22 protein-coding genes are annotated in these 22,825 nt (G+C 61.6%); 18 read left to right on the top strand and 4 right to left on the bottom strand.

Annotated features, from left to right (window positions below; all coding sequences use genetic code 11):
* The first annotated feature begins 33 nt into the window (after positions 1 to 33).
* Together FH041_RS05170 and FH041_RS05165 are read left to right on the top strand one after the other, a co-directional pair.
* Positions 34 to 945 (top strand): AraC family transcriptional regulator, encoded by a 912-nt coding sequence (locus FH041_RS05170; RefSeq protein ID WP_027914832.1) that lies wholly within the window; start codon positions 34 to 36, stop codon positions 943 to 945.
* 211 nt (positions 946 to 1,156) lie between these two features.
* Positions 1,157 to 2,782, top strand: coding sequence for a methyl-accepting chemotaxis protein (locus FH041_RS05165; protein WP_128610435.1), 1,626 nt, complete (start codon positions 1,157 to 1,159; stop codon positions 2,780 to 2,782).
* Between the two features lie 48 nt (positions 2,783 to 2,830).
* On the opposite strand, the gene FH041_RS05160 is transcribed toward FH041_RS05165, so the two are convergent.
* Entirely contained in the window at positions 2,831 to 4,237 is a 1,407-nt protein-coding gene (locus FH041_RS05160; protein WP_027914830.1) for a cytosine permease, read from the bottom strand.
* 316 nt (positions 4,238 to 4,553) lie between these two features.
* Here FH041_RS05160 and FH041_RS05155 point away from each other — a divergent pair, with 316 nt between their 5' ends.
* From FH041_RS05155 to FH041_RS05110, 10 genes are all read left to right on the top strand, one after another.
* Positions 4,554 to 5,039, top strand: a complete 486-nt coding sequence (locus tag FH041_RS05155) for a flavin reductase family protein (protein WP_088523440.1) — start codon at positions 4,554 to 4,556, stop codon at positions 5,037 to 5,039.
* A gap of 98 nt (positions 5,040 to 5,137) precedes the next feature.
* On the top strand, positions 5,138 to 6,178 hold the full coding sequence (locus tag FH041_RS05150) for an LLM class flavin-dependent oxidoreductase (RefSeq protein WP_027914828.1): 1,041 nt from the start codon (positions 5,138 to 5,140) through the stop codon (positions 6,176 to 6,178).
* A 247-nt stretch (positions 6,179 to 6,425) separates the two neighbouring features.
* Positions 6,426 to 7,022 (top strand): amino acid synthesis family protein, encoded by a 597-nt coding sequence (locus FH041_RS05145; RefSeq protein WP_028686370.1) that lies wholly within the window; start codon positions 6,426 to 6,428, stop codon positions 7,020 to 7,022.
* A 67-nt stretch (positions 7,023 to 7,089) separates the two neighbouring features.
* On the top strand, positions 7,090 to 7,923 hold the full coding sequence (locus FH041_RS05140; protein WP_027914827.1) for an alpha/beta fold hydrolase: 834 nt from the start codon (positions 7,090 to 7,092) through the stop codon (positions 7,921 to 7,923).
* A complete protein-coding gene (locus FH041_RS05135) occupies positions 7,920 to 9,401 on the top strand; it encodes an aldehyde dehydrogenase (RefSeq protein ID WP_028686371.1) in 1,482 nt (493 codons plus the stop codon). Before FH041_RS05140 ends, FH041_RS05135 begins: the two co-directional genes overlap by 4 nt.
* 12 nt (positions 9,402 to 9,413) lie before the next feature.
* The gene (locus FH041_RS05130; RefSeq protein WP_027914825.1) at positions 9,414 to 9,899 is read left to right on the top strand and encodes a flavin reductase family protein; all 486 of its coding nucleotides are present in this window, start codon (positions 9,414 to 9,416) and stop codon (positions 9,897 to 9,899) included.
* Between the two features lie 75 nt (positions 9,900 to 9,974).
* Positions 9,975 to 10,364, top strand: a complete 390-nt coding sequence (locus tag FH041_RS05125) for a carboxymuconolactone decarboxylase family protein (RefSeq protein WP_028686372.1) — start codon at positions 9,975 to 9,977, stop codon at positions 10,362 to 10,364.
* A gap of 91 nt (positions 10,365 to 10,455) precedes the next feature.
* Positions 10,456 to 11,208: a GntR family transcriptional regulator gene (locus tag FH041_RS05120; RefSeq protein WP_023535134.1), complete on the top strand. Its 753-nt coding sequence runs from the start codon at positions 10,456 to 10,458 to the stop codon at positions 11,206 to 11,208.
* Between the two features lie 2 nt (positions 11,209 to 11,210).
* Positions 11,211 to 11,774, top strand: coding sequence for an NUDIX hydrolase (locus FH041_RS05115; protein WP_028686373.1), 564 nt, complete (start codon positions 11,211 to 11,213; stop codon positions 11,772 to 11,774).
* An 83-nt stretch (positions 11,775 to 11,857) separates the two neighbouring features.
* Entirely contained in the window at positions 11,858 to 13,675 is a 1,818-nt protein-coding gene (locus FH041_RS05110; protein ID WP_140174233.1) for an ATP-binding protein, read from the top strand.
* A gap of 10 nt (positions 13,676 to 13,685) precedes the next feature.
* On the opposite strand, the gene FH041_RS05105 is transcribed toward FH041_RS05110, so the two are convergent.
* Together FH041_RS05105 and FH041_RS05100 are read right to left on the bottom strand one after the other, a co-directional pair.
* Entirely contained in the window at positions 13,686 to 15,869 is a 2,184-nt protein-coding gene (locus FH041_RS05105) for a response regulator (RefSeq protein WP_140174232.1), read from the bottom strand.
* 136 nt (positions 15,870 to 16,005) lie between these two features.
* Complete coding sequence (locus FH041_RS05100; RefSeq protein WP_027914821.1) at positions 16,006 to 16,710, bottom strand: NUDIX domain-containing protein; 705 nt, start codon at positions 16,708 to 16,710, stop codon at positions 16,006 to 16,008.
* Between the two features lie 138 nt (positions 16,711 to 16,848).
* Between FH041_RS05100 and FH041_RS05095 the strand changes: the two genes are divergently transcribed.
* The 4 genes from FH041_RS05095 to FH041_RS22660 all read left to right on the top strand — a co-directional run bounded on the left by FH041_RS05095 (position 16,849) and on the right by FH041_RS22660 (position 19,195).
* Positions 16,849 to 17,499 (top strand): isochorismatase family protein, encoded by a 651-nt coding sequence (locus FH041_RS05095; protein ID WP_027914820.1) that lies wholly within the window; start codon positions 16,849 to 16,851, stop codon positions 17,497 to 17,499.
* A complete protein-coding gene (gene pncB / locus FH041_RS05090; RefSeq protein WP_132578698.1) occupies positions 17,496 to 18,698 on the top strand; it encodes a nicotinate phosphoribosyltransferase in 1,203 nt (400 codons plus the stop codon). Before FH041_RS05095 ends, pncB begins: the two co-directional genes overlap by 4 nt.
* Positions 18,699 to 18,794: 96 nt before the next feature.
* Complete coding sequence (gene trbK, locus FH041_RS05085) at positions 18,795 to 19,040, top strand: entry exclusion lipoprotein TrbK (protein ID WP_023535077.1); 246 nt, start codon at positions 18,795 to 18,797, stop codon at positions 19,038 to 19,040.
* The gene (locus tag FH041_RS22660) at positions 19,040 to 19,195 is read left to right on the top strand and encodes a hypothetical protein (RefSeq protein ID WP_165919244.1); all 156 of its coding nucleotides are present in this window, start codon (positions 19,040 to 19,042) and stop codon (positions 19,193 to 19,195) included. Before trbK ends, FH041_RS22660 begins: the two co-directional genes overlap by 1 nt.
* Here FH041_RS22660 and FH041_RS05080 read toward each other — a convergent pair.
* On the bottom strand, positions 19,192 to 20,082 hold the full coding sequence (locus FH041_RS05080) for a LysR family transcriptional regulator (RefSeq protein ID WP_027914818.1): 891 nt from the start codon (positions 20,080 to 20,082) through the stop codon (positions 19,192 to 19,194). The two genes, FH041_RS22660 and FH041_RS05080, sit on opposite strands and share 4 nt — an antisense overlap.
* A 110-nt stretch (positions 20,083 to 20,192) precedes the next feature.
* On the opposite strand from FH041_RS05080, the gene FH041_RS05075 reads away from it, so the two are divergent.
* A complete protein-coding gene (locus FH041_RS05075) occupies positions 20,193 to 21,254 on the top strand; it encodes a YeiH family protein (RefSeq protein WP_140174231.1) in 1,062 nt (353 codons plus the stop codon).
* A 132-nt stretch (positions 21,255 to 21,386) separates the two neighbouring features.
* Complete coding sequence (ppnN, locus tag FH041_RS05070; RefSeq protein ID WP_023535126.1) at positions 21,387 to 22,760, top strand: nucleotide 5'-monophosphate nucleosidase PpnN; 1,374 nt, start codon at positions 21,387 to 21,389, stop codon at positions 22,758 to 22,760.
* Positions 22,761 to 22,825 lie beyond the last annotated feature (65 nt).

Below are 22,825 nucleotides of genomic sequence, written 5' to 3'. Positions count from 1 at the left end.
TCGTTTTTACTTGCTTCTGAGTGTTTGCCTTAGATGATTTCGTCCAGCCATCTCGTCGAGCGGTTATTAGAAAACCTCGAGCTAGACGCCAGCCTGTTCCATGTCGGCCGTTACTGCGGGGGTTGGCACGCCAGCACTCACGGCATGGGTCACGCCAGTTTTCACCTGGTCGTGCAAGGCGGCTGCTGGCTGCACGCCGATACCCTCGAACAGCCAGTGCGCCTTGAGCGCGGCGACGCCGTGTTCCTGCTGCGTGACGTAAGTTATCGGCTTGCCAGCGAAGCCGATGCAGCGCAGGCCTGCGCCCAACCACGCCAAACCATGCAGCCCCTGGATACCCAAGCCAGCGATGGGGTGGGCCTGGTCTGTGGATTCTTCCATTTCAGCAGCGGCCTCTCGGCACTGATCATCGACGCAATGGCCGACCTGATCATCCTGCGCGCCGAGGATCCCGCTGGCAGCGCTGCACGGGCGTTGTTCGATCTGATCCTGGAAGAATGCCGGCGCGCCAACGGGCCGTCTCAAGTCTTGCTGGAGCGGCTGACGCACCTGCTGTTCCTTTATGCCTTGCGCCAACAGGTGCATGGCGCTCAGCCGCTGGGAGGGCTGATCGCCCTTGCCCGCCAGCCGGCGTTTGCCGACTTGCTCGAACAGTTGATCAAGGCCCCTGGGGCCATCTGGACGCTGGAGCGCATGGCGGCGTGCACGGGCTTGTCGCGCTCGGCGTTCTTCAAGCGTTTCAGCGAGCTGGCCGGGCAGTCACCCGGCCAAGTGCTTTTGGCACTGCGCATGCGCCATGCCAGCCAGCTGCTGCGCGCTGGCCATACGGTCGAGCAGGTTGGCGTCCAGGCGGGGTATCAATCTGTGGCGGCGTTCACGCGTGCCTTCGCCAAGGCAGTGGGTGTTCAGCCGGGGGCGTATCGGCGTCAGCAAGGGCGAAGGTGAAGCCGCTTCCAGCGCCTGCGTGCAGGGCATTGGCGCTAGCATCTCGTTACATTGCATGACTGTCCTACAATAATGGCTTTATGTCATCATCCGCGCGTTTAAGTTCATCGCACTCCCCCTCCCGCCCCATAGCCTCTCCAGAGCCTGGCGCCGTCCCGAACGGCTTGCGCCAACGCGCCTCGCCCCTGCACGCCTTTCCTAGGAGCCTTCAATGCATTTCAGGAACATGAAGATCGGCATTCGCGCAGCCTGCGTGTTTGCCTTGTTGGGCATGCTGATCCTGACCATGGGGCTGGTCGCCCTGTATGAAACACAGCAGATGGATGAGTCCACGGATGAGATTCGCCTGACCTGGATGCCCACCGTCATGTCGCTCAGTGCAATCAACAGCAACCTGGGCCGTACGCGCGCCCTCACCCTGCGCGGTGCATTGGAAGAAGACGCCAGCGAGCGCACCCGCTACCTGAATACGATCCAGAACATCGAACGCGAATTGGATGAAGGCTTCGAGGCCTACGTGGCAACCATCGTGTCCAGTGAAGACCGCGCGCTTTTCGAAACGGCCCGCAGCGCCTACCAGCACTACCACGAGCTTCAGGAGACGGTCTTGGCCGAGCTTTCGGCCGGGCGCATGGACACTGCTCGCCAGCTGATCAACGGCCCGCTGACGGCGCGTGCCGAAACGATGATGCAAGCCATGTCCACGCTCATCGCCTTCAACGCCAAAGGCGCAGAAGCTGCCTCCCAGCTGAGCAGCGACGTGGCTGATGAGGCATTCGTGGCCATTATCACGGCATTGGTGGTGATTCTGCTGGCACTGGTGATGATCGCCTACCTGCTCACACGCAGCATCATCGTGCCGCTGGCCGAAGCCGTTACCGCCGCAGAGCGTGTGGCCGCCAGTGACCTGACCCAACCGATCAAGGCCGAGGGCCGCGATGAGCCCGCCTTGCTGCTGCAAGCCTTGGCCCGCATGCAAGCCAACCTGCGCCAGACCATTGCCCGCATCGCGGCCTCCTCGGACCAACTGGCGTCGGCGTCCGAAGAGCTGCACACCGTGACGGAAGACACCAGCCGCGGCCTGCACCAGCAAAGCGCAGAAATCGACCAGGCTGCCACGGCTGTCAACCAGATGACCGTCGCCGTGGAAGAGGTCGCCAGCAATGCCGTGAGCACGGCGGACGCGTCCAAAGGCGCAGACCGCACGACCCGTGACGGCCGCGATCAGGTCAACCAGGCATTGCAGTCTATCGAGCAGTTGGTCGCCGATGTCACCGGCACTTCGGCACAGGTGCAGCAGCTGGCCAGCAGCGCCAATGAAATCACCCGGGTGCTGGACGTGATTGGCGCTATCGCCGGGCAGACCAACCTATTGGCACTCAACGCCGCCATTGAGGCGGCGCGAGCAGGTGAAGCAGGCCGAGGGTTTGCTGTAGTGGCCGACGAGGTGCGCGCCCTCGCCCACCGTACTCAACAATCGACTGCGGAAATCGAACACATGATCGCGGGCATCCAGAACGGCACCGAACGCGCCGTGACGGCGATGTCCAGCAGTCAGGGTCGAGCGGCCGGTACGTTGGAGGTAGCGCAAGGTGCAGGGCGGGCGCTTGAGGTCATCGCCCAAGTCATCGCCTCGATCAACCAGCGTAACCTGGTGATCGCAAGCGCCTCGGAGGAGCAGGCTCAGGTAGCCAGAGAAGTGGATCGCAACCTGGTCAACATCCGTGATCTGTCCATGCAGACTTCGGCCGGGGCCAACCAGACCAGCGCAGCAGCGCAGGATCTGTCACGCCTGGCGGTAGACCTCAATGCCATGGTTGCGCAATTCAAGGTGTAATCCTCAGAAAGGGGCCGTCCAGCGGCCCCTCCACGTGGAGCCCTAGGCTCACTTGCTGACGCTGACCACGCGCCCCACGTTCTGCGCTGCCTTGCCACGGGTCGCCAGGCAGTAGTACAGCGGCACCGTCACGAGCAAACCGAACAGCCACGACAGGTCGGCCCCTTCGACGATGTTCGAGTAGGGGCCGACATACAGCGCAGTGTTGGCGAATGGCAACTGCACCAGAATGCCGCAGGCGTAGGCAATGATCGCGTGGTGGTTGAAGCGGCCATAGATGCCACCGTCGGCGCTGAAGATCGAGGCGATGTCGTACTGGCCTTTCTTGATCAGGTAGAAGTCGACCAGGTTGATCGATGCCCAGGGCACCAGCACCAGCAGAAGCGCCAGGATCAGACCGATGAACTGGCCGATGAAGTCGGCCGATGCATTGAGCGCGACCAGTGCGCAGGCTACCAGGATGACGCTGGCCAGGGCCACACGCACCTTGATGCTCGGCGTCCACTGGGCGAAGAACGTCTGAATTGCCGTCACGATCGAAAGCACGGCGCCGTACAGGTTCAGGGCGTTATGGCTGATGATGTTGAGCAGAAACAGCACCATCAGGATCGGCCCGAGCCAGCCGGTCGCCTGCTTGACGGCATCCATTGCATCGGTGCCTTCGGGCACGCATAGCACGGCGACTGCACCGAAGCTGAAGCACAGGATGGTGCCCAGGGTGGCGCCGAAGTAGGTCGCCCAGAATGGACGCGCGATGCCCACTTCACGCGGCAGATAGCGCGAATAGTCGGAGGTGTATGGCGAGAAGCTGATCTGCCAGATCGTGCCCAGCGACACGGTGGCGATGAACCCGGACAGGTTGAAGGCGCCACGGCTGAAGAAGTCGCCCGGCAGTACCTGCGTGAACATCATGATGAACCCAGCCAGCAACGCCGAGCCCATGACCCAGGTGCCGATACGGTTCAGGATGTGGATGAAGCGATAGCCAACGATGCCAATGGCGGTGGCACTCAAGGCGCCGATCACGATCGCGCCGGGCATAGGGACCATGGGTGCGATGCCGTGGATCGTCTTGCCTGCCAGTACGATGTTGGAGATGAAGAAGCCCACGTAGATCAGCGCGGTGAAGAAAACGATCAGCAGCGCGCCGTAGCGTCCGAACTGCCCCCGGCTCTGCACCATCTGCGGGATGCCCAACTGCGGCCCTTGTGCAGAGGCCAGGGCAATCACCACGCCTCCGAGCAAGTGCCCCAGGACGATAGCGATCAGTCCCCATAGCAGGTTCAGGTTGAACACCTGGATCACCATGGCGCCGGTGACGATGGGCAGTGGTGCAATGTTGGTGCTGAACCAGAGGGTAAACAGGTCGCGCGCCTTCCCATGGCGCTCGGCAGGTGGAACGTAATCGACCGTGTGATTCTCGACAAACTGATGTTGCGACGACGGTTGGGACATGATTTTTAGCTCGAAAGGTCGTTTTTATCGTTGTAAGGAAACCGCATCTAGGCGGCCTCTCAGCTGAAGACCATATTATGGTATTCCAAGGTTTTGACAATACTGATCCGTATTTCAAATTGTCAGCTGATACGATTTAGCGAGTACCGCAATTCGTTCGTTTACGCGTGTACCCCTTTAACTGCGCGGCTTTGAACCATTCATCGCAGTGTTAGCCAAGCCGAAAAATGTGCTTGCAAAAAAGGTATTACGGTATACCATCAGACACATCAACGATAAAAACCGCGGCCCACCGCAGCTTTAAGAGGTACATCAGATGATCGACGCAACCGTCTACAAGAACGTCATGGGTTCCTTCCCTTCTGGCGTTACCGTCATCACCACCCTGGACGACGACGGCTCGGTTGTTGGCTTGACCGCCAGCGCCTTCTCATCCCTGTCGATGGACCCTCCCCTGGTGCTGTTCTGCCCCAATTACACGTCCGACTCCTACCCGGTGCTGATCAAGCACAAGCGCTTTGCCATTCATTTGTTGTCCGGTAACCAGCAGGCCGAAGCCTATGCTTTCGCCAAGAAGGGCAAGGACAAGGCGGCCGGTATCGAGTGGTCGTTGAGCGCGCTGGGCAACCCCATCCTCGCCGGCGCTACCGCCGTGATCGAATGCGAGCTTTGGCGCGAGTACGAAGGGGGTGACCACGCGATCATGGTCGGCAAGGTCCACAACCTGATCGTGCCGGAGCAAGCGCCGCTGCCGATGGTGTACTGCCGCGGAAAAATGGCCAGCTTGCCCGCGCTCGCCTGATCTCTGCACCGCTGAACGCACTTGGCGGGAAGCAATGTTCTGCTCGCCGCGATACCCGGCTTTACGCCGGGTGACACAACCAGTCCGAGGAATGCCCCATGAAATTTTCGTTGTTCGTGCACATGGAACGTTGGGATGAACAGGTCAGCCACCGCCAGTTGTTCGAAGACCTCACCGAACTGACCTTGATGGCCGAAGACGGCGGTTTCAGCACCGTGTGGATCGGCGAACACCACGCCATGGAATACACCATTTCGCCAAGCCCCATGCCATTGCTGGCTTATCTGGCGGCGCGTACCGAGAAGATCCGCCTGGGCGCCGGCACCATCATCGCCCCGTTCTGGAACCCGATCCGCGTCGCCGGCGAATGCGCTTTGCTCGATGTGATCAGCAACGGGCGCATGGAAGTGGGCCTGGCCCGGGGTGCCTATCAATTCGAATTCGATCGCATGGCCAATGGCATGCCAGCCACCGATGGCGGCAAGGCACTGCGCGAGATGGTCCCGGTGGTACGCAAACTGTGGGAGGGTGACTACGCCCATGAAGGCGAGGTGTACAAGTTCCCGACCTCCACCAGCGTACCCAAGCCGTTCAATGCTACGCCGCCCATGTGGATCGCGGCCCGCGACCCTGACTCGCATAACTTCGCCGTGGCCAATGGCTGCAACGTGATGGTCACGCCGCTGATGAAGGGCGACGAGGAAGTGCTGGACCTTCGCAACAAGTTCCAGGCCGCCCTGGACAATAACCCCGACGTGCCTCGCCCACAATTGATGGTGCTGCGCCACACCCACGTGCACAGCCCGGCAGAGCCGGACGGCTGGAAGGTAGGGGCCAGCGCGATCTCTCGTTTCTACCGCACCTTCGACGCCTGGTTCGGCAACAAGACCACGCCGGTCAATGGGTTCCTGGAGCCCAGCCCGGAAGCGAAGTTCGCCGAAGTCCCTGCCTTCGAGCTTGAGAACATCCGCAAGAACACCATGATCGGCACCCCGGAAGAAATCATCGCGCGCATCAAGTACTACCAGGAGCTGGGCGTCGACGAATTCAGCTTCTGGTGTGACAACAGCCTGCCCCACGCTGAGAAGAAAAAATCGCTGGAGCTGTTCATCAAGGAAGTGATCCCGGCGTTCACCTGAATCCCATTACCTGATCTCTTGCGGGACATGCCCGCTCGCGTGGGCCAATTGGCACCGCGCGAGCGGGTTTTTTTCAGCCCAACGTTAAGTGCTGCGCCGCTTGCTTGATACAGATGCGATGCAGACCTGCACATCAGCTCACCTTTCGTCCCGGCTGGATGAGAAAACACCACGCAGTGCTTGCAGAACAAATATTATGGTATACCATCAGACAACAAGATCTGATCACACCGTACAGGAGCCCCCCATGAGTTTTGAAATTCGCAAGATCGTCACCTACTCCGAAGAGACGCGTATCGAAGGTGGCAAGGCCACTGACAAGCCGGTCACCATGGTGGGCCTGGCGGTGGTCATCAAAAACCCTTGGGCTGGCCGTGGCTTCGTCGACGACCTTAAGCCCGAAATCCGCGAGCATTGCTCGGAATTGGGCGCGCTGATGGTCGAGCGTCTGACCGCCGCCATCGGTGGTGCCGACAAGATCGAGGCCTACGGCAAGGCTGCAGTGGTGGGCGCCGACGGTGAAATCGAACACGCTTCGGCCGTCATCCATACCCTGCGCTTCGGCAATCACTATCGCGAAGCCGTGCAGGCCAAAAGCTACCTGAGCTTCACCAACAAGCGTGGTGGCCCTGGCACGTCGATCCAGATTCCGATGATGCAAAAAGACGACGAAGGCCTGCGCTCGCACTACATCACCCTGGAAATGCAGATCGAGGACGCACCTCGCGCCGATGAAATCGTGGTAGTTCTTGGCGCTGCCGATGGCGGCCGCCTGCACCCGCGCATTGGCAACCGCTACATCGACCTGGAAGAACTGGCGGCCGAAAAGGCCAACGCTCAATAACAACAATCAAGCCGGGCCTGGGCGTGGCGATTCTTCCACCACGCCCGACCTCAAAGGAGCGCCCTCCATGATTCAGCCCGTCGCTGAACATACCCCCGCCGGCACCAGTTACCTGTCCGTCGGTCAGGGTCAACCCGTGGTACTCATTCACGGCGTGGGCCTGAACAAGGAAATGTGGGGCGGTCAGATCGTTGGCCTGGCCAACGACTACCGCGTCATCGCCTATGACATGCTCGGCCACGGCCAGAGCGCCTTGCCCCCGGCCGACGTCGGCCTCGAAGGTTATGCCGCCCAGTTGGCCGAGGTGCTCGATCACCTGCAACTGAGCCAAGCCATCGTCATCGGTTTCTCCATGGGCGGCCTGGTCGCACGTGCCTTCGCCCTGCACTACCCCCAGCGCATCGCTGCCCTGGTGGTGCTCAACAGCGTTTTCAACCGCAGCCCCGAACAGAGCGCCGGGGTCATCGCCCGTGCCGCTCAGGCAGCAGAGCTGGGCCCGGACGCCAATGTCGAGGCGGCACTGGACCGCTGGTTCAGCCGCGAGTACAAGGCGGCCAACCCGGCCCAGGTCGCTGCCATCCGTCAGGTGCTGGCCAGCAACGACCCACAGGGTTATCACACCACCTATTCGCTGTTTGCCACCCAGGACATGTACCGCGCAGGTGATCTGGGCAGCATTCAGGTGCCGACGCTGATCGCCACAGGTGAGCTCGATACCGGCTCTACGCCGGCCATGGCCCGCCAGCTTGCCGCTCGTATCCCGGGTGCGCACAGTGTGGTGCTGACCGAGCAGCGGCATATGATGCCGGTGGAGGCGCCGCGCGAAGTGAACAAGATGCTGCTGGACTTTCTCGCCAAAGCCCGCAGCCTGACCGAATCAGCCAAGGGGATTGTGGCATGACCCTCGTTCGTTTTCAGATGTGCATCGACGGCCAGTGGTGCGATGCACAAAGCGCCAAGACTTTCGACAGCCTGAACCCGGCCACCGCACAGCCCTGGGCACAGCTGCCGGACGCAGGCGAAGCCGATGTGGAGCTGGCGGTACAAGCCGCCCAGCGGGCATTCGAAAGCCAGGCCTGGCGGGCCATCACTGCCACGGCCCGTGGCAAGCTACTGCGCCGTCTCGGTGACCTGATCGCCGAGAACAAGGAACACCTGGCCCAGCTGGAAAGCCGTGACAACGGTAAGCTGATCCGCGAGACCCGTGGGCAGGTAGGTTACTTGCCAGAGTTCTTCCATTACACCGCAGGCCTGGCCGACAAGCTCGAAGGCGGCACGCTGCCGTTGGACAAGCCGGACCTGTTCGCCTACACCGTGCACGAGCCTATCGGTGTGGTTGCCGGGATCATCCCGTGGAACAGCCCGCTGTACCTGACGGCGATCAAACTGGCGCCGGCACTGGCCGCGGGCAATACCATCGTACTCAAGCCCTCCGAGCATGCCTCGGCGACGATTCTGGAGCTGGCGCGCCTGGCGTTGGAAGCCGGGTTTCCGGCTGGCGTTGTCAACGTGGTCACCGGCTACGGCCCGAGCACCGGCGCGGCGCTTACCCGTCACCCGCTGGTGCGCAAGATCGCCTTCACAGGCGGTGCGGCCACCGCTCGCCACGTGGTGCGCAGCAGCGCCGAGAACTTCGCCAAGCTGTCGCTGGAGCTGGGCGGCAAGTCGCCGAACATCATTTTTGCAGACGCCGACTTGGACAGCGCCATCAATGGTGCCGTGGCGGGGATCTATGCCGCGTCTGGACAGAGCTGCGTGGCCGGCTCGCGCCTGCTGGTGCAGGACGAAATCTTCGATGAATTCGTCAAGCGTCTGATCGAGCGTGCCCAGCGCATTCGCATTGGCAATCCCCAGGACGATGCCAGCGAGATGGGCCCTATGGCCACCGCTCAGCAATTGGCCGTGGTCGAGCAGCTGGTCGCCGCGGCCAAGGCCGAAGGCGCCAAGCTGCACCTGGGCGGTAAACGGGCCGAGGTCGATGGCGGTGGCTGGTTCTACGAGCCGACGCTGTTCGAATGCGACAGCAATTCGATGAGCATCATGCAGGAAGAGGTGTTTGGCCCGGTGGCGGCTGTCATCCGTTTCAAGACCGAGCAAGAGGCGCTGGCGATTGCCAACGATTCACAGTTCGGCCTGGCCGCTGGTATCTGGACCCGCGACCTGGGACGTGCCCACCGCCTGGCGCGCGACGTGCGCTCGGGGATCATCTGGGTCAATACCTACCGCGCCGTGTCTGCCATGGCGCCCATCGGTGGGTTCAAGAACAGCGGCTACGGACGCGAAAGTGGCATCGACTCCGTGCTGGCCTACACCGAACTGAAAACCGTGTGGATCAACCTGTCCACCGCCCCCATGCCCGACCCCTTCGTGATGCGCTAGGAGGTAATACCGATGATCGAACCCGGCATCTACAAAGACGTGATGGGCTCCTTCCCCTCCGGAGTGACGGTCGTCACCACCCTGGACGCCGAGGGTGGCATTGTCGGCATCACCGCCAGTGCCTTCAGCGCACTGTCGATCGACCCGGCGCTGGTGCTGTTCTGCCCTAACTACGCCTCCGACACCTACCCGATCCTGCGCGACAGCAAGCAGTTCGCCATTCACCTGCTGTCGGCAGGCCAGACGGCTGAAGCTTATGCCTTCGCGGGTAAAGGCAAGGACAAGGCCAAGGGCGTACAGTGGCACCTGAGCGCCTTGGGCAACCCGCTGCTGGACAATGCCACGGCGATCATTGAGTGCGAGCTGTGGCGAGAGTACGACGGCGGCGACCATGCCATCATTGTCGGTGCCGTGAAAAACCTGGTACTGCCCGCCGAGCCGATGACGCCCATGGTGTACCACAAAGGCAAGCTGGGCGCCCTGCCCCCATTGGGCTAAGGCCCGCCTCTTCCAGGGGCCGCGCTGGCGTCTCACCCTCGTTTGCGCCCCCTGTTCTATTTCGGAGTAGCGTGCATGAACAATGAAAAGTACGAAAAAGGCCTGCAGATACGCACCCAGGTCCTAGGCGAAGACTATGTGAACCGGTCAATCCAGAATGCCGACGCATTCACCCAGCCGTTGCAGGAACTGGTGACCGAGTACTGCTGGGGCCATGTCTGGGGCCGCGAAGGCTTGTCGCTCAAGGAGCGCAGCATGATAAACTTGGCCATGATTTCGGCACTCAACCGGCCACACGAGCTCAAGCTGCACATCCGCGGCGCCTTGCGCAACGGCCTGAGCCGCGAGCAAATACGCGAGATTCTGCTCCAGGTCGGCATTTATTGCGGCGTCCCGGCGGCGGTGGACAGTTTCCGCCTGGCCCGGGAAGCGTTCGCCGAGGCCGACGCGGAGTCCACCCGTTAACACCGGGCTGTTCGTACCCACGCAAGGAGCACCCAGGGCCGTGGTGCCCCGTTTCGGTCGTGGCCGGGCAGCCTTATTCAGAGCGCACTCGATGAAACGCCAGCCACTGGACGACAGCTTCAAGGTCAATCGCAACCCCGTTACCCTGCGCGAAATCGTGCTCGACAAACTGCGCGGCGCGATCATGAACTTCCACCTGCTCCCAGGCGATCGCCTGGTCGAGCGCGACCTGTGCGACCGCCTCGGCGTCAGCCGCACGTCCGTGCGTGAAGCCCTGCGCCACCTGGAATCCGAGGGCCTGGTGGAGTTCGCCGATGCCAAGGGCCCGCGTGTTGCGATCATCACCCTTGAAGATGCGCGCGACATCTATGAGTTGCGGTGCGTACTCGAGGGTCTGATCGTGCAGCTGTTCACGCTCAATGCCAAGGCCAAGGACATCCGCGCGCTGGAACGAGCCCTGGCCGTCAACCGTGAGGCGTTGGAGGAAGGTGAGCTGCAGCAGGTGCTCGAGTCGGTGCAAGGATTCTATGACGTGCTGCTGGAAGGTTCAGGCAACCAGGTTGCGGCGCAGCAGCTTCGTCAGTTGCAGGCGCGCATCAGTTACCTGCGTGCCACATCGGTATCCCAGGCCAACCGCCGCGGAGCCAGCAACCTGGAAATGGAAAAGATGGTCGAGGCCATCAAGAGCGGCGACCCGCTGGTAGCCCACCAGGCCTCGGTGGATCACGTGCGTGCCGCGGCCAAGGTTGCCCTGGATTACCTGCGCCAGAAACAAGACGACAATGCCAAGGTTCGCGATATCGTCGCCCCCCTGGCCCTCAAGGAACCTCGCATAGGCCGCTGATCATGCCCAGTGCTCCCCGCTACTGCCCCCATTGCACCACGACGCTGGCCCAGGGCACGCCTGCGGGAGACACCCATGAGCGGCTGCACTGCGCCAGCTGCGGCTACATCCATTACATCAACCCCAAGATCATTGCCGGTTGTATCATCGAGCGCGACGGTAAATACCTGCTGTGCCAGCGCGCCATCCCCCCTCGCCCCGGCACCTGGACGCTGCCGGCAGGCTTCATGGAAGCGGGCGAAACCACCGAGCAGGCGGCGCTGCGCGAGGTGTGGGAAGAAAGCGGCGTACGGGCAGAAATCGTCTGCCCCTACTCCATTTTCAGCGTGCCGAAGATCAGCGAGGTCTACATCATCTTCCGCGCCTTCGTCACCGAGGAAACGGGCCAGTTTGGCCCGGAAACCCTGGCCTATCGGTTTTTCGAGCCAGAGCAGATCCCGTGGGATGACATCTATTACCCCGCTATCCGGCAGATTCTCGAGCGATACATTCTCGAGCGTCAGGCCGGTGTCTACGGGATCTACACGGGCAACGATGACGTCGGCAAGGTGCATTTCATTCGCTGACTGGCCAAGCGCCATAAAACGCTCGCCAATCTTGCCTCAAGGGTGCACCCTAGAGCCCCCTGTTTCAATGATCGGCAGAGCAGATGGCGAAGTGGCTAGCAGGCGGCGGCGCGATGGCCGACCGTATTCTTGGGCATGACTGGGCGTGCACCTCGTTAGGTCCGCTGGAAAACTGGCCCGATACCCTCAAGACCACCTTGGCGCTGTGCCTGGGCTCGCACTTTCCACAGGCTGTGCTGTGGGGGCCCGATCTGCTGACCTTTCACAACGATGCCTTTCTTCCGATTCTAGGGCGCAAGCCGGTGGCGCTGGGAGTGCCGTTTGCAGAGGTCTGGCAGGAGGCATGGGACGATATCCGCTGCATGGCCGACAGGGCCTTCAAGGGCGAAGCGGTCTACATCCAAGACTTCCCCCTGGTCATCGACCGTAATAGCAGACCGGAGCGTGCCTACTTCACGTTCTGCTACAGCCCTATCCGTGACTTGCAGGGCAATGTGCTTGGAATGCTCGATACCGTCACCGAAACCACGGCGACCGTGCTCGCCAACCAACGGCTGGCGTTTCTGGACGAGCTCGGCCGGGCAGTGGCCCAAGCGGTTGATCCTCAGGAGATCATGGCGACGACCACCCGCCTGCTCGCCAATCACCTGGGGCTATCAGGTTGTACTTACGCGGTCATGCAATCCGACGATGATACCTTTACGGTCTGTGGCGAAGCGCTGACCGACGCAAGCCCCTCATTGATCGGAGAGCATCGCCTGCGAGATTTCGGCAAGCAGGCGAATGAACGACTGCGCAGCGGTCTGGCATTGACGCTCGATGATTGCAGGCAGGAACTTCCCGATTCTGAGGCGGCTGTGTTTGCAGCCCTCGGGATCGCCGCCACGTGCTGTGTGCCGCTGATAAAAGGCGGGCGGCTTACCGCCTTGATGGCGCTCAACAGCACGTCGGCGCACGCGTGGACCGAATATGAGCGGGCGTTGCTCGGTGATGTGACCGAACGCAGTTGGGCACATATCCAGCATGCCCAATCCACGGGCGAAACGCAGGCCGCCCTGCTGGCGCTCGAGGCGCTCAATACGAGCCTGGAGCAACACGTACGGACCCGCACTACGCAACTGCTGCACACCGAAGCGGAGCTGCGCCAGGCCCAGAAGCTTGAGGCCATCGGCCAGCTTACAGGTGGTGTGGCGCACGATTTCAACAACATATTGACCATCATTCATGCCTCGCTGCACTTCTTGCAGCGTCCAGGCCTGGACGACGACCGACGCATGCGCTATCTACGCACCATGGTCGAGACGGTCGAGCGCGGCTCCAAACTGACCGGCCAGCTGCTGGCATTTGCACGGCGCCAGGCCTTGAACCCGCAGGTGTTCGACGCAGCGGCGCGGCTGGCAGCCATGGCCGACCTGTTCGACACCGCAGCAGGCGCGAGCATTGACGTCGAGCTGGACTTGCCCGCTTCGCCGTGCCATGTGCGCGCCGACGTTAGCCAATTGGAAACGGCGGTCATCAACCTGATGCTCAACGCCCGCGATGCCATGGCTGCGGTGGGCGTCGTGCGCATACGTCTCGAAGCCCACCAGCACTTACCGGTAGGCCGCGATGAGGTCCCCGATCCGTGCGCGTATGCTGCCATTTCTGTAACCGACACGGGCGTTGGCATCAGTACGGAGCTCTTCGAGCGTATATTCGACCCCTTTTTCACCACCAAGCCTGCCGGGCAAGGCACTGGTCTGGGCTTGTCCCAGGTATTCGGTTTCGCTAAACAGTCCGGCGGGGATATCAAGGTCAGCAGTGTTCAGGGCCAGGGGACTACCTTCACCCTCTACCTGCCGCAACAGTCGCCCGCCGCCTTGCTGGAGCAAGAGCAGATGTGCAGCCTGCAAAAAGGCTGATGCTGGCGTGTCAGCGTCGACTGAGGGAAGCCCCCGCCAGCAGGCGCGCCACACTCTGAGCGAGTTCGGCGCGTCGATAAGGCTTGCGCAGTACTTCGAAACCGCTTAGCTGGCGCGGCGTCAGGTTCGCATAGCCCGTAATGATCAGCACCGGCAGCTCGCTGTGATGCTGGCGCATTTGCTGGGCAAAGCGTACGCCAGTCATCTCGGGCATGACATGGTCGGTCACCAATACATCAGGCAGCCACCCCTTTTCCACCAGGCGCAGGGCGGCCACTGCACTTGGCGCCTCGGTCACCTCGTAGCCCAGGTCGCGCAATTGCAAGGCCGTTGCGTGACGCACGATTTCTTCGTCGTCCACCAGCAGTATCCGGCTCGGACGCTCGGCCACAGGCCCGTCGCAGGGCTCGATGTCACGGTGGGTGGGCAATGCGTCGCTGGCCGGCAACCATAGCGTCGCCTGAGTCCCTTGGCCTGGTATGGAATGAATCTCGAACCCACCGCCGGATTGAACCGCCAATCCTTGGACCATTGGTAAGCCCAAGCCAGTCCCCTTGCCCACCTCCTTGGTAGAAAAGAAAGGTTCGATGCACCGCCTGAGTTGTTCATCGTCCATGCCGCAGCCGTTGTCCCTGACCTGAATCCATACCAAACGTTTGCCCGCAAGGTCCTCGGGCGGCGCCAGGCAGTGGGTGTCATCACCGGCGATGATTTGCAGCTGGCCGGCGCCGCCGATGGCGTCGCGGGCATTGACCGCCAGATTCAATAGGGCCAACTCCAGTTGGTGCGGGTCGACCACGACGCAGGGTAATGACGGATTGATATTCACGTGCACGGCAATGGTGGGCCCGAGCGAGCGCGCCATCAACTCGTGCATGTCCTCGACCAGGGCTGCCAAGGACACAGGTTGCGGTTTGAGTGTCTGGCGGCGTGCGAAGCTGAGCAGGCGAGCGACCAGGTTGCGCGCACGTTCAGCTGCCTGCAGGCCACCGTCGATCAGCCGGGGCGCGCGATCGGTCTGCGGATGGCGGCGCAACAGCTCGAACGACCCAATGATCGGCGTGAGCATGTTATTCAGGTCGTGGGCGATACCACCGGTCAATTGCCCGATCATTTCCATCTTGTGGGCTTCGTGCAGTTGCATCATCACCGACTCGCGCTGGGCCAGCGCCGTGGCAACTCGCTCCTCAAGGCTCTGGTTGAGCAGATGCAACGCCTGTTCGGCGCGGGCGTGCAGGATTGCAGCCCACACTTGCTTGGCGGTCTCTTCCACAAGCTGGCAGTCCTCCTCGAAGCACCCTCGCGCATCACTGAAATGAACGGCCAACAAGGCCTCGAGTCGCCCCCCGCGCAGCACAGGGGCATGCAAGGTGGTGCTTATGCCCGCCAGACAAGGCTCGGGCTGTTCGTAGCTATGTTGAACGGTCCTGCCGTCGCTCAATTGCTCATACAAGTCGGTACCGAACGTCAGGTACGAATGCGTGCCCACCAACGACGTCACGCCCTCGGTCCAGTCGTGACTGACCTTGAAGCCGACACCGTCGCCTTTGTCTTCACCGAAGCAGACCCTGGCCGCCCCCAACTCCTGCGCCAGGCGTTGAACCGCATAGGACTCGATGCGCGCAGCATCACCCAGCCCAGGCAATGTGCGGCTCAATTCCAGAAGAAACGCCTGGCGCTGGTGGAAGCGCACGCGGTCAGTGGTCTCTGTGACCAGGCACAAGACACCGCCAACGCTTGCATCAGCCTCGCGCACGGCAGAATACGACACATCGAAATACACCGTCTCACCGTGCCCACGGCGCTCGATGTAAAAAGCGCGGTCCTTGGCCGAAAACGTCTGCCCGGTGTCACGCACACCGCGCAGCAACGGTTCGAGGTCATCCCACAGCTCGGCCCAATTCTCACGCGCCGGGCGCCCGAGGGCTTGCGGGTGCTTGTTACCGATGGTGGGCGCATAGGCATCGTTGTACAGCGCGACATAGTCCGGGCCCCAGAACAGCACGACCTGGGTCTGCGCTGGCAGGAGGGTGGCCATCGCGGCCTGAAGGTGCGGGGACCAGCCATGTGGCGTCCCAAGTGGAGAATCCTGCCAGTTCATCGTTTGAAGCAGACGGCCGATCGCACCGCCATTGAGCAGGAAGCTCAGCGGTGTGGAGGTGTCATCGATCAGAGAGGTTTGGAGCGATCTCATGTCAGGGGAATCCGCGGCACAGGCCATCCATCTCTGGATAAGAGGCATTGACTCGCGGTTCGTTCCACTGAGATTGATCAGTCGTTCAATGTCGGCACTGGCCCTACCTCGCGCGGCCAGTCTGCCGGGTCGATGCTCAACTGCCCTCCGGCAGCAAGCTACGGTCGAACATGAACGGCCCCTGCCCTTGCGCGGTGTACTGGTACAGTTGCTGCGGGCGCCCCATGGGTGGTTGATTCTTTTCGCCTGTGTCCTTGACCCAGCCCAGCACGCGCAAGCGCTCCAGGCGCTTGCGCAGCGATGTCGCGTTCACAGGCTGGCCCAGGCAGGCTTGCATGGCCCCCAGCGCATCGAGGACGGTGAACCGGGTGTCGAGCAGGTACAACGGCAAACTGCTGTAGACGGACTTGGCCGCGAGCCGCTCATGGGCTCGGCGCGCCAGCAGGTTGTGATCGAATGGCAGCAGCACCCTGCGTTCCACCACGTCGGCGAGGTCGAAAAAGGCCAGCTGCTCATTCTCGACTTCCTGGCAGGCGGGCAACAGCGCCAGGTAACAGGTGCTCAACGACCAGCCCCGCGGATCGCGAAAGGCATTGCCTTCGGTAACGACTTGCTCCAGATAGTGCGGCTGGACGCGCGCTTTCTCGCTCAAGGCGCGGTGGGCAGCGCTCTCAAGGCTGGTATCAGGGGTGCGCCCATTGATGATCACACCGGGCAGTGCCCATTGACCATGGTGCGGTTCTCGCTCACGGCGATGCAGAAGCACCTGCAGGTGCTCACTGCCAGGCGGCAGGCGCAGCGCGACGATGTCGACGCTTGCCAGGACTTCAGCTGTACTCACTCGTAACTCCTTGACTGAAGCCTTTTATAGTTCACTAGAGCGAATAAGTAAATCTGCATAATGCAGCCTATTTACGGACACTTGACATATATAGTTCACCAGGTGGACTATGTAGCCATTCCAGCGAGGAGAGCCACCATGAAAATCGCCAGCTTCGATGTCGACGCACAACTAGGCTTCACGTGCCATGCGCCTCAGGAACTCCCAGTCCCCGACGGTCACGAAATCGCACCCGACCTCAACGCCATGGCACAGCGGGCCGACCTGCGGCTGGGCAGCAAGGACGCGCATCCCGCCAATGCCGCGTGGGTGGTGGCCGACGCCACGCAGATGCTGCAGCCGCTGACACTTGCCAATGCGGACCTCACCTGGGTCAGCCACTGCATCCCTGGTACCCCCGGTTTCGAGCTGCTGCCGGGCCTCCCTGCCCCCATCGAGTACGACTACTTTGTGTGGAAAGGCGTGGAGCCCGACCTGCATCCCTATGGCGCCTGCTATCACGACCTGGCCGAACGCCGCTCCACGGGTGTTATCGAATACCTCAAGGTGCATCAGGTGGGTGCCGTGATCGTAGGCGGCCTGGCGCTCGACTACTGCGTGCGCACCACTGCCCGGCAACTGCGTCAGGCCGGGTTCGAGGTGCTGCTGTACCTACCGGCTTGCCGTGCCCTGACCCAGGCCGGCGCGATAGAGGCCTGCGGCGCCCTGGCTGGCGAAGGTGTGAAGCTGTGCGGCGACGAGTCGGCCCTCGACCATCAACTGGCCCTGATCAAGGAGCAAGCAGCATGAGTGACAGCGTATTTGGCCCACGGATCGTTCAGAACCTGCTGGACACCGACTTCTACAAGATCACCATGATGCAGGCGGTGCTGCACAACTATCCCAATGCGGAGGTGGAGTGGGAGTTTCGCTGCCGCAACGGTGAGAACCTGGCCCCGTATCTTGCAGAAATCCGCTACCAGGTCGAGCAACTCGCCGAAGTCACGGTCACCCAGGACCAGCTTGCTTACCTTGAGAAGATCGCCTTCATCAAACCTGACTTCATCCGCTTCCTGAGCCTGTTCCGCTTCAACCTGCGCTACGTGCATGTTGGCCTCGACGACGCCGGCCAGTTGGCGATACGCGTGCGCGGCCCCTGGCTGCACGTCATTCTGTACGAAATCCCGTTGCTGGCGATCATCAGCGAGGTTCGCAACCGCTACCGCTACCGAGAAGTGGTGATCGAACAGGTACGCGAACAGTTGTACCGCAACCTCGACTGGCTCAGGGCCGAGGCCAGCAGTGACGAATTGGCAGGCTTTCAGCTAGCGGATTTCGGCACTCGCCGACGCTTCTCCTACCGGGTGCAGGAAGAGGTGGTGCACATCCTCAAGCGCGACTTCCCAGGCCGCTTCGTCGGCACCAGCAACGTGCACCTGGCGCGGGAGTACGAGCTGCGGCCGATTGGTACCATGGCGCACGAGTGGTTCATGGCCCACCAGCAGCTGGGCCCTCGCCTCGTGGACAGCCAGGCGGCAGCCCTGGAGTGCTGGGTGCGCGAGTACCGCGGCCTGCTGGGTATCGCCCTTACCGACTGCATCACCATGGATGCCTTCCTTGGCGACTTCGACCTCTATTTCGCCAAGCTCTTCGATGGCCTGCGCCATGACTCGGGCGACCCGCTTGCCTGGGCGGAGAAAGCCATCGCGCACTACCACCGGCTGGGCATCGACCCGAAGACCAAGACCCTGATCTTCTCCGACGGCCTGGACATGCCGAAAGCGCTTGAGCTTTACCGCGCATTGCATGAGCGCATCAACGTGAGCTTTGGCATCGGGACGCGCCTGACCTGCGACATTCCAGGGGTCGAGCCGATGAACATGGTGATCAAGATGACAGCCTGCAACGGTGCGCCGGTAGCCAAGATTTCGGACAGCCCTGGGAAAACACAGTGCCGGGATGAAAATTTCGTGGCCTATTTGAAGCATGTGTTCAACGTAGGCGCGTGACTTTCTGCAGGTGGCATTGCAAGGCCTGGGTCCGTATCATGCCTTCCGGTTCAACACTCAACCCCACTTTCAGCGCACCAGGAGAACGATCGCGATATGGACATCAAATTGGCAAAGCTGGTCACGGCAATGGGCTTGGCAGCCTTGCTCGCAGGCTGCAGCGAGGAAACGGTGCCCGAGCCTACCGCTGACAACTGTACCCCGCAGATGCAGGAGAAAATTCTGGCGGATTTGTCCAAAGAGGCCAATCGCAATACCTTTACCGCCAACTGCAACAGCTTCCTCCAAGCGCGCAAGCACACCGACTGGACCTTCAAGAAGAGCCCGAAAGACGACTTCTGATGAAGTACTGGCGGCCCTGGCAGCATACGTGCGGCGTGGCGGCCGGGCCGCTGGCCTTGATCACCGGTGAGTTATTGCCTGGCTTCGCGCTACCCAGCGAGCACGGTCAGCCTCAGTTCAAGGGCCAGTATCGTCGTAACTCGCCGCGTCGCTAGGCCGAAGCGCCGAGGAAAGCCACACACAGATCGTGAAAGCGGGCAGCCGCTCGAGAGGGTGAGCCTGCGTGGGGCAGCACTATCGAGAACCGACGAGTCAGTGAACGCGGCCCCACCCGGACCTTGCGCAAGACCGTATTTTCATGACGAATCGACAGGGCGGACACGAAGCCTACGCCCATACCTGCGCGCACTGCTTCCTTCACCCCCTCTACGCCAGCAATCTCCAGGCCGATCTTCATCGGCAGTTGATTGTTGGCAAATGCTTGCTCGACGACCTGGCGCACGCCCGAACCCTGCTCACGGAGCACTAATGGGAAGCCTGCCACGTCCTTCAAGGAGCGAGGTTCGGCGCCAGCCAAGGGGTGTGCGACCGGGACGATGGCGACGATTTCGTCCTCAAGCCACTCCGTCACGCCAGTGCCCACGGGCAGGTCTCGCCCCGGTGGCCCTTCTATCAACGCCAAATCCACGCTACCCAGAGCACCGACGATTTCGGCGGTGTTGCCCTGTACGGTGGTAATCGCTACCTGCGGGTAGAGTGTCTTGAACTGGGCGATCAGGTACGGGAGCAGGTAGCTTGCAGGCGTAGTGCTGGCACCGATCCGCAATGTGCCTCGTTGAAGGCCGCGCATTGCTTCGCGAAGTAACCGGGCCTGATCGAATGTATCGCGCAGCCGAGTCGCATGCGCCAGGAGCTGTTCGCCTGCTGCCGTGAGGCGCACCCCGCGCCCGGCCCGATGATAAAGAGGCTCACCGAACGCTTCCTGCAGTAGCTTGAGTTGACCAGACACCGCCGGCTGCGACAGATGCAAGGCCACTGCGGCATGGCTGATGTTGCCGTGCTCGGCAACGACAGCGAAAGTTATAAGCTGTTCAGGGGTCATTCCGCAAAACTATCAGCTAAATGGATACTCTGCATTCCAGATTACGATTTTTCATAAGCTTATAACCAAATTATTGTGGTGCTCATTGATTCCGCTCGCTGGAGAATCCCATGACACCCGCCCCTAGTACGCCCCCTGACGCACCTGTCGCGCACCGCTGCGCAGTGCTCAAGGGCGTGATTTTCGTTACGGTTCTCGCCCTTGGCGTCAGCCAGGTGGCTGCCCTGCCCCTTTTTGTCCAACTTGGCCTCAGCCCGTTGATCCTTGGCATTATTGCCGGGGCGTTCTGCGGCAATGTGCTGGAAGATCGCCTGCTGGCCGGCTATGGCCCGGGCATACACCTCTGCGCCCGGGCCCTGCTCCGTGTAGCCGTGGCCTTTTTCGGCCTGCGGATCAGCCTGCAGGAAATTGCACACGTTGGCTGGCCTGGCTTGGTGATCTCGCTGCTGGTGATCAGCAGCACATTGGCGATAGGCGTGTGGTGCGGCATGAAACTGCTCGGGCTTGACCGGGAGACGGCCCTGCTTACGGCTGCGGGCAGCGCCATCTGCGGGGCTGCGGCCGTTTTGGCTTTTGAATCGACGCTGCGCAGCGCGCCGCATAAAAGTGCGGTGGCCGTGGGCAGCGTGGTGCTGTTCGGCACGGCGTCGATGTTTTTCTATCCCTTTTTGATTCAGGCCGGCTGGCTGCACCTGGATGCCCAGACCGCTGGGCTTTGGCTGGGTGGCACGCTCCATGAAGTGGCTCAAGTAGTAGGCGCCGCCAGTACCCTTGGCCCTGACGCCAGCCATGTAGCAACCATCGTGAAAATGACGCGCGTGATGCTGCTGGTGCCCGTCCTGTTACTGGTTGGCTTGTGGATCAGCCGTACCCCACGGGCTGGCGTGGTGCCCGGCAAGGGTCGGCTCTCGGTGCCTTGGTTTGCTTTTGGGTTTCTGGCACTGGTGGCGATCAATTCCCTTCAGATTCTACCTTCCAACCTGCGCGAGGCCGTCAACGGCCTGGACACCTTCGCATTGACCATGGCCATGACGGCACTGGGCATGGAAACTCGGTTCGAGCAGATACGCCATGCTGGGCCTCGCGTGCTGGCGACTGGGGCGATTCTGAACATGTGGTTATTTGGGGGTGGCTTGGCCATTACCCTCGCCGTGCAACGGCTGGTGGGCTGATTGTTTGCCAATGCGCGCAGCTGGAGCGGCCATGAAGTACCGGGCTTTTTTTGCAGGCCTCTCGTTGCCGCTTCCATTTCTCGGTATGGTGTGGTGAAAGAAGGATGTTTTACCCGCACAGGAAAGACTTAGATGCCCCAACGCCATGTCATCAATGCATCCGTCAGCCCCAAGGGCAGCCTAGAAACGCTGTCCCAACGTGAAGTACAGCAACTGAGCGAAGCCGGCTCCGGCAGTCTCTACACCCTATTCCGCCAGTGCGCCCTGGCCATCCTCAACACCGGCGCCCATGTCGACAATGCCAAGACCATCCTCGAGGCCTATCAGGATTTCGAAGTACGCATCCATCAGCAGGACCGAGGCGTTCGCCTTGAACTGCTCAACGCCCCAGCGGACGCCTTCGTCGATGGCGAAATGATCGCCAGCACCCGGGAGATGCTGTTCAGCGCCTTGCGCGATATCGTGTATACCGAAAGCGAGCTGGCCAGCCAGCGCATCGATCTGGAAAGCTCTCAAGGCATCACCGACTACGTGTTCCACTTGCTGCGCAACGCCCGCACCTTGCGCCCTGGCGTCGAGCCGAAGATGGTGGTGTGCTGGGGCGGTCACTCGATCAGCACCGAGGAATACCAGTACACCAAGAAGGTGGGCCATGAACTGGGCCTGCGTAAACTGGACGTGTGCACCGGTTGCGGCCCGGGCGTCATGAAAGGCCCGATGAAAGGTGCCACCATTGCCCATGCCAAACAGCGCATGCAAGGCAGCCGCTACCTGGGCCTGACGGAGCCAGGCATCATCGCTGCCGAGGCGCCCAACCCGATCGTCAACGAACTGGTGATCCTCCCAGACATCGAGAAGCGCCTGGAGGCGTTCGTGCGGGTCGGCCACGGCATCATCATCTTCCCGGGTGGTGCAGGCACGGCAGAAGAGTTTCTGTACCTGCTGGGGATCCTGATGCATCCGGATAACCAGGATGTGCCCTTCCCGGTCGTGCTGACGGGCCCGCGCAGTGCAGAGCCCTACTTGCAGCAGTTGCATGCATTCGTCGGCGCGACGCTCGGCGAGGCAGCGCATCGGTTGTACGAGATCATCATTGACGACCCGGCTGAAGTGGCGCGCCACATGGTCGAGGGGCTCAAACAGGTCAAGCAGTTCCGTCGCGAGCGCAACGATGCGTTTCATTTCAACTGGTTGCTGCGGATCGAAGAGAGCTTCCAGCGCCCCTTCGACCCCACCCACCAGGCCATGGCTGACCTGGATTTGCGTCGCGAGTTGCCACCCCATGAGCTGGCAGCCAATTTGCGCCGGGCGTTTTCCGGCATTGTGGCGGGTAACGTGAAGGACAAGGGCATCCGCCTGATCGAAGAGCATGGGCCCTATCAGATTCGCGGTGACAGTGCTGTGTTGGATCCGCTGGGGCGTTTGTTGCAAGCCTTCGTTGACCAGCATCGGATGAAGTTGCCGGGCGGGGCGGCTTATGTGCCTTGCTATCAGGTGGTGACGTGACCCACGGTTCGCAGCGAGGCACCTAGCGGCCTCCGTTGAGCGGCCTTGCCGGGGCCGCTCTGCGG

Origin of the sequence: Pseudomonas sp. SWI7, from assembly GCF_006351945.1 — a bacterium.
Lineage (GTDB): Bacteria > Pseudomonadota > Gammaproteobacteria > Pseudomonadales > Pseudomonadaceae > Aquipseudomonas > Aquipseudomonas fulva.
This window is presented reverse-complemented; position numbering and strand designations above follow the sequence as displayed.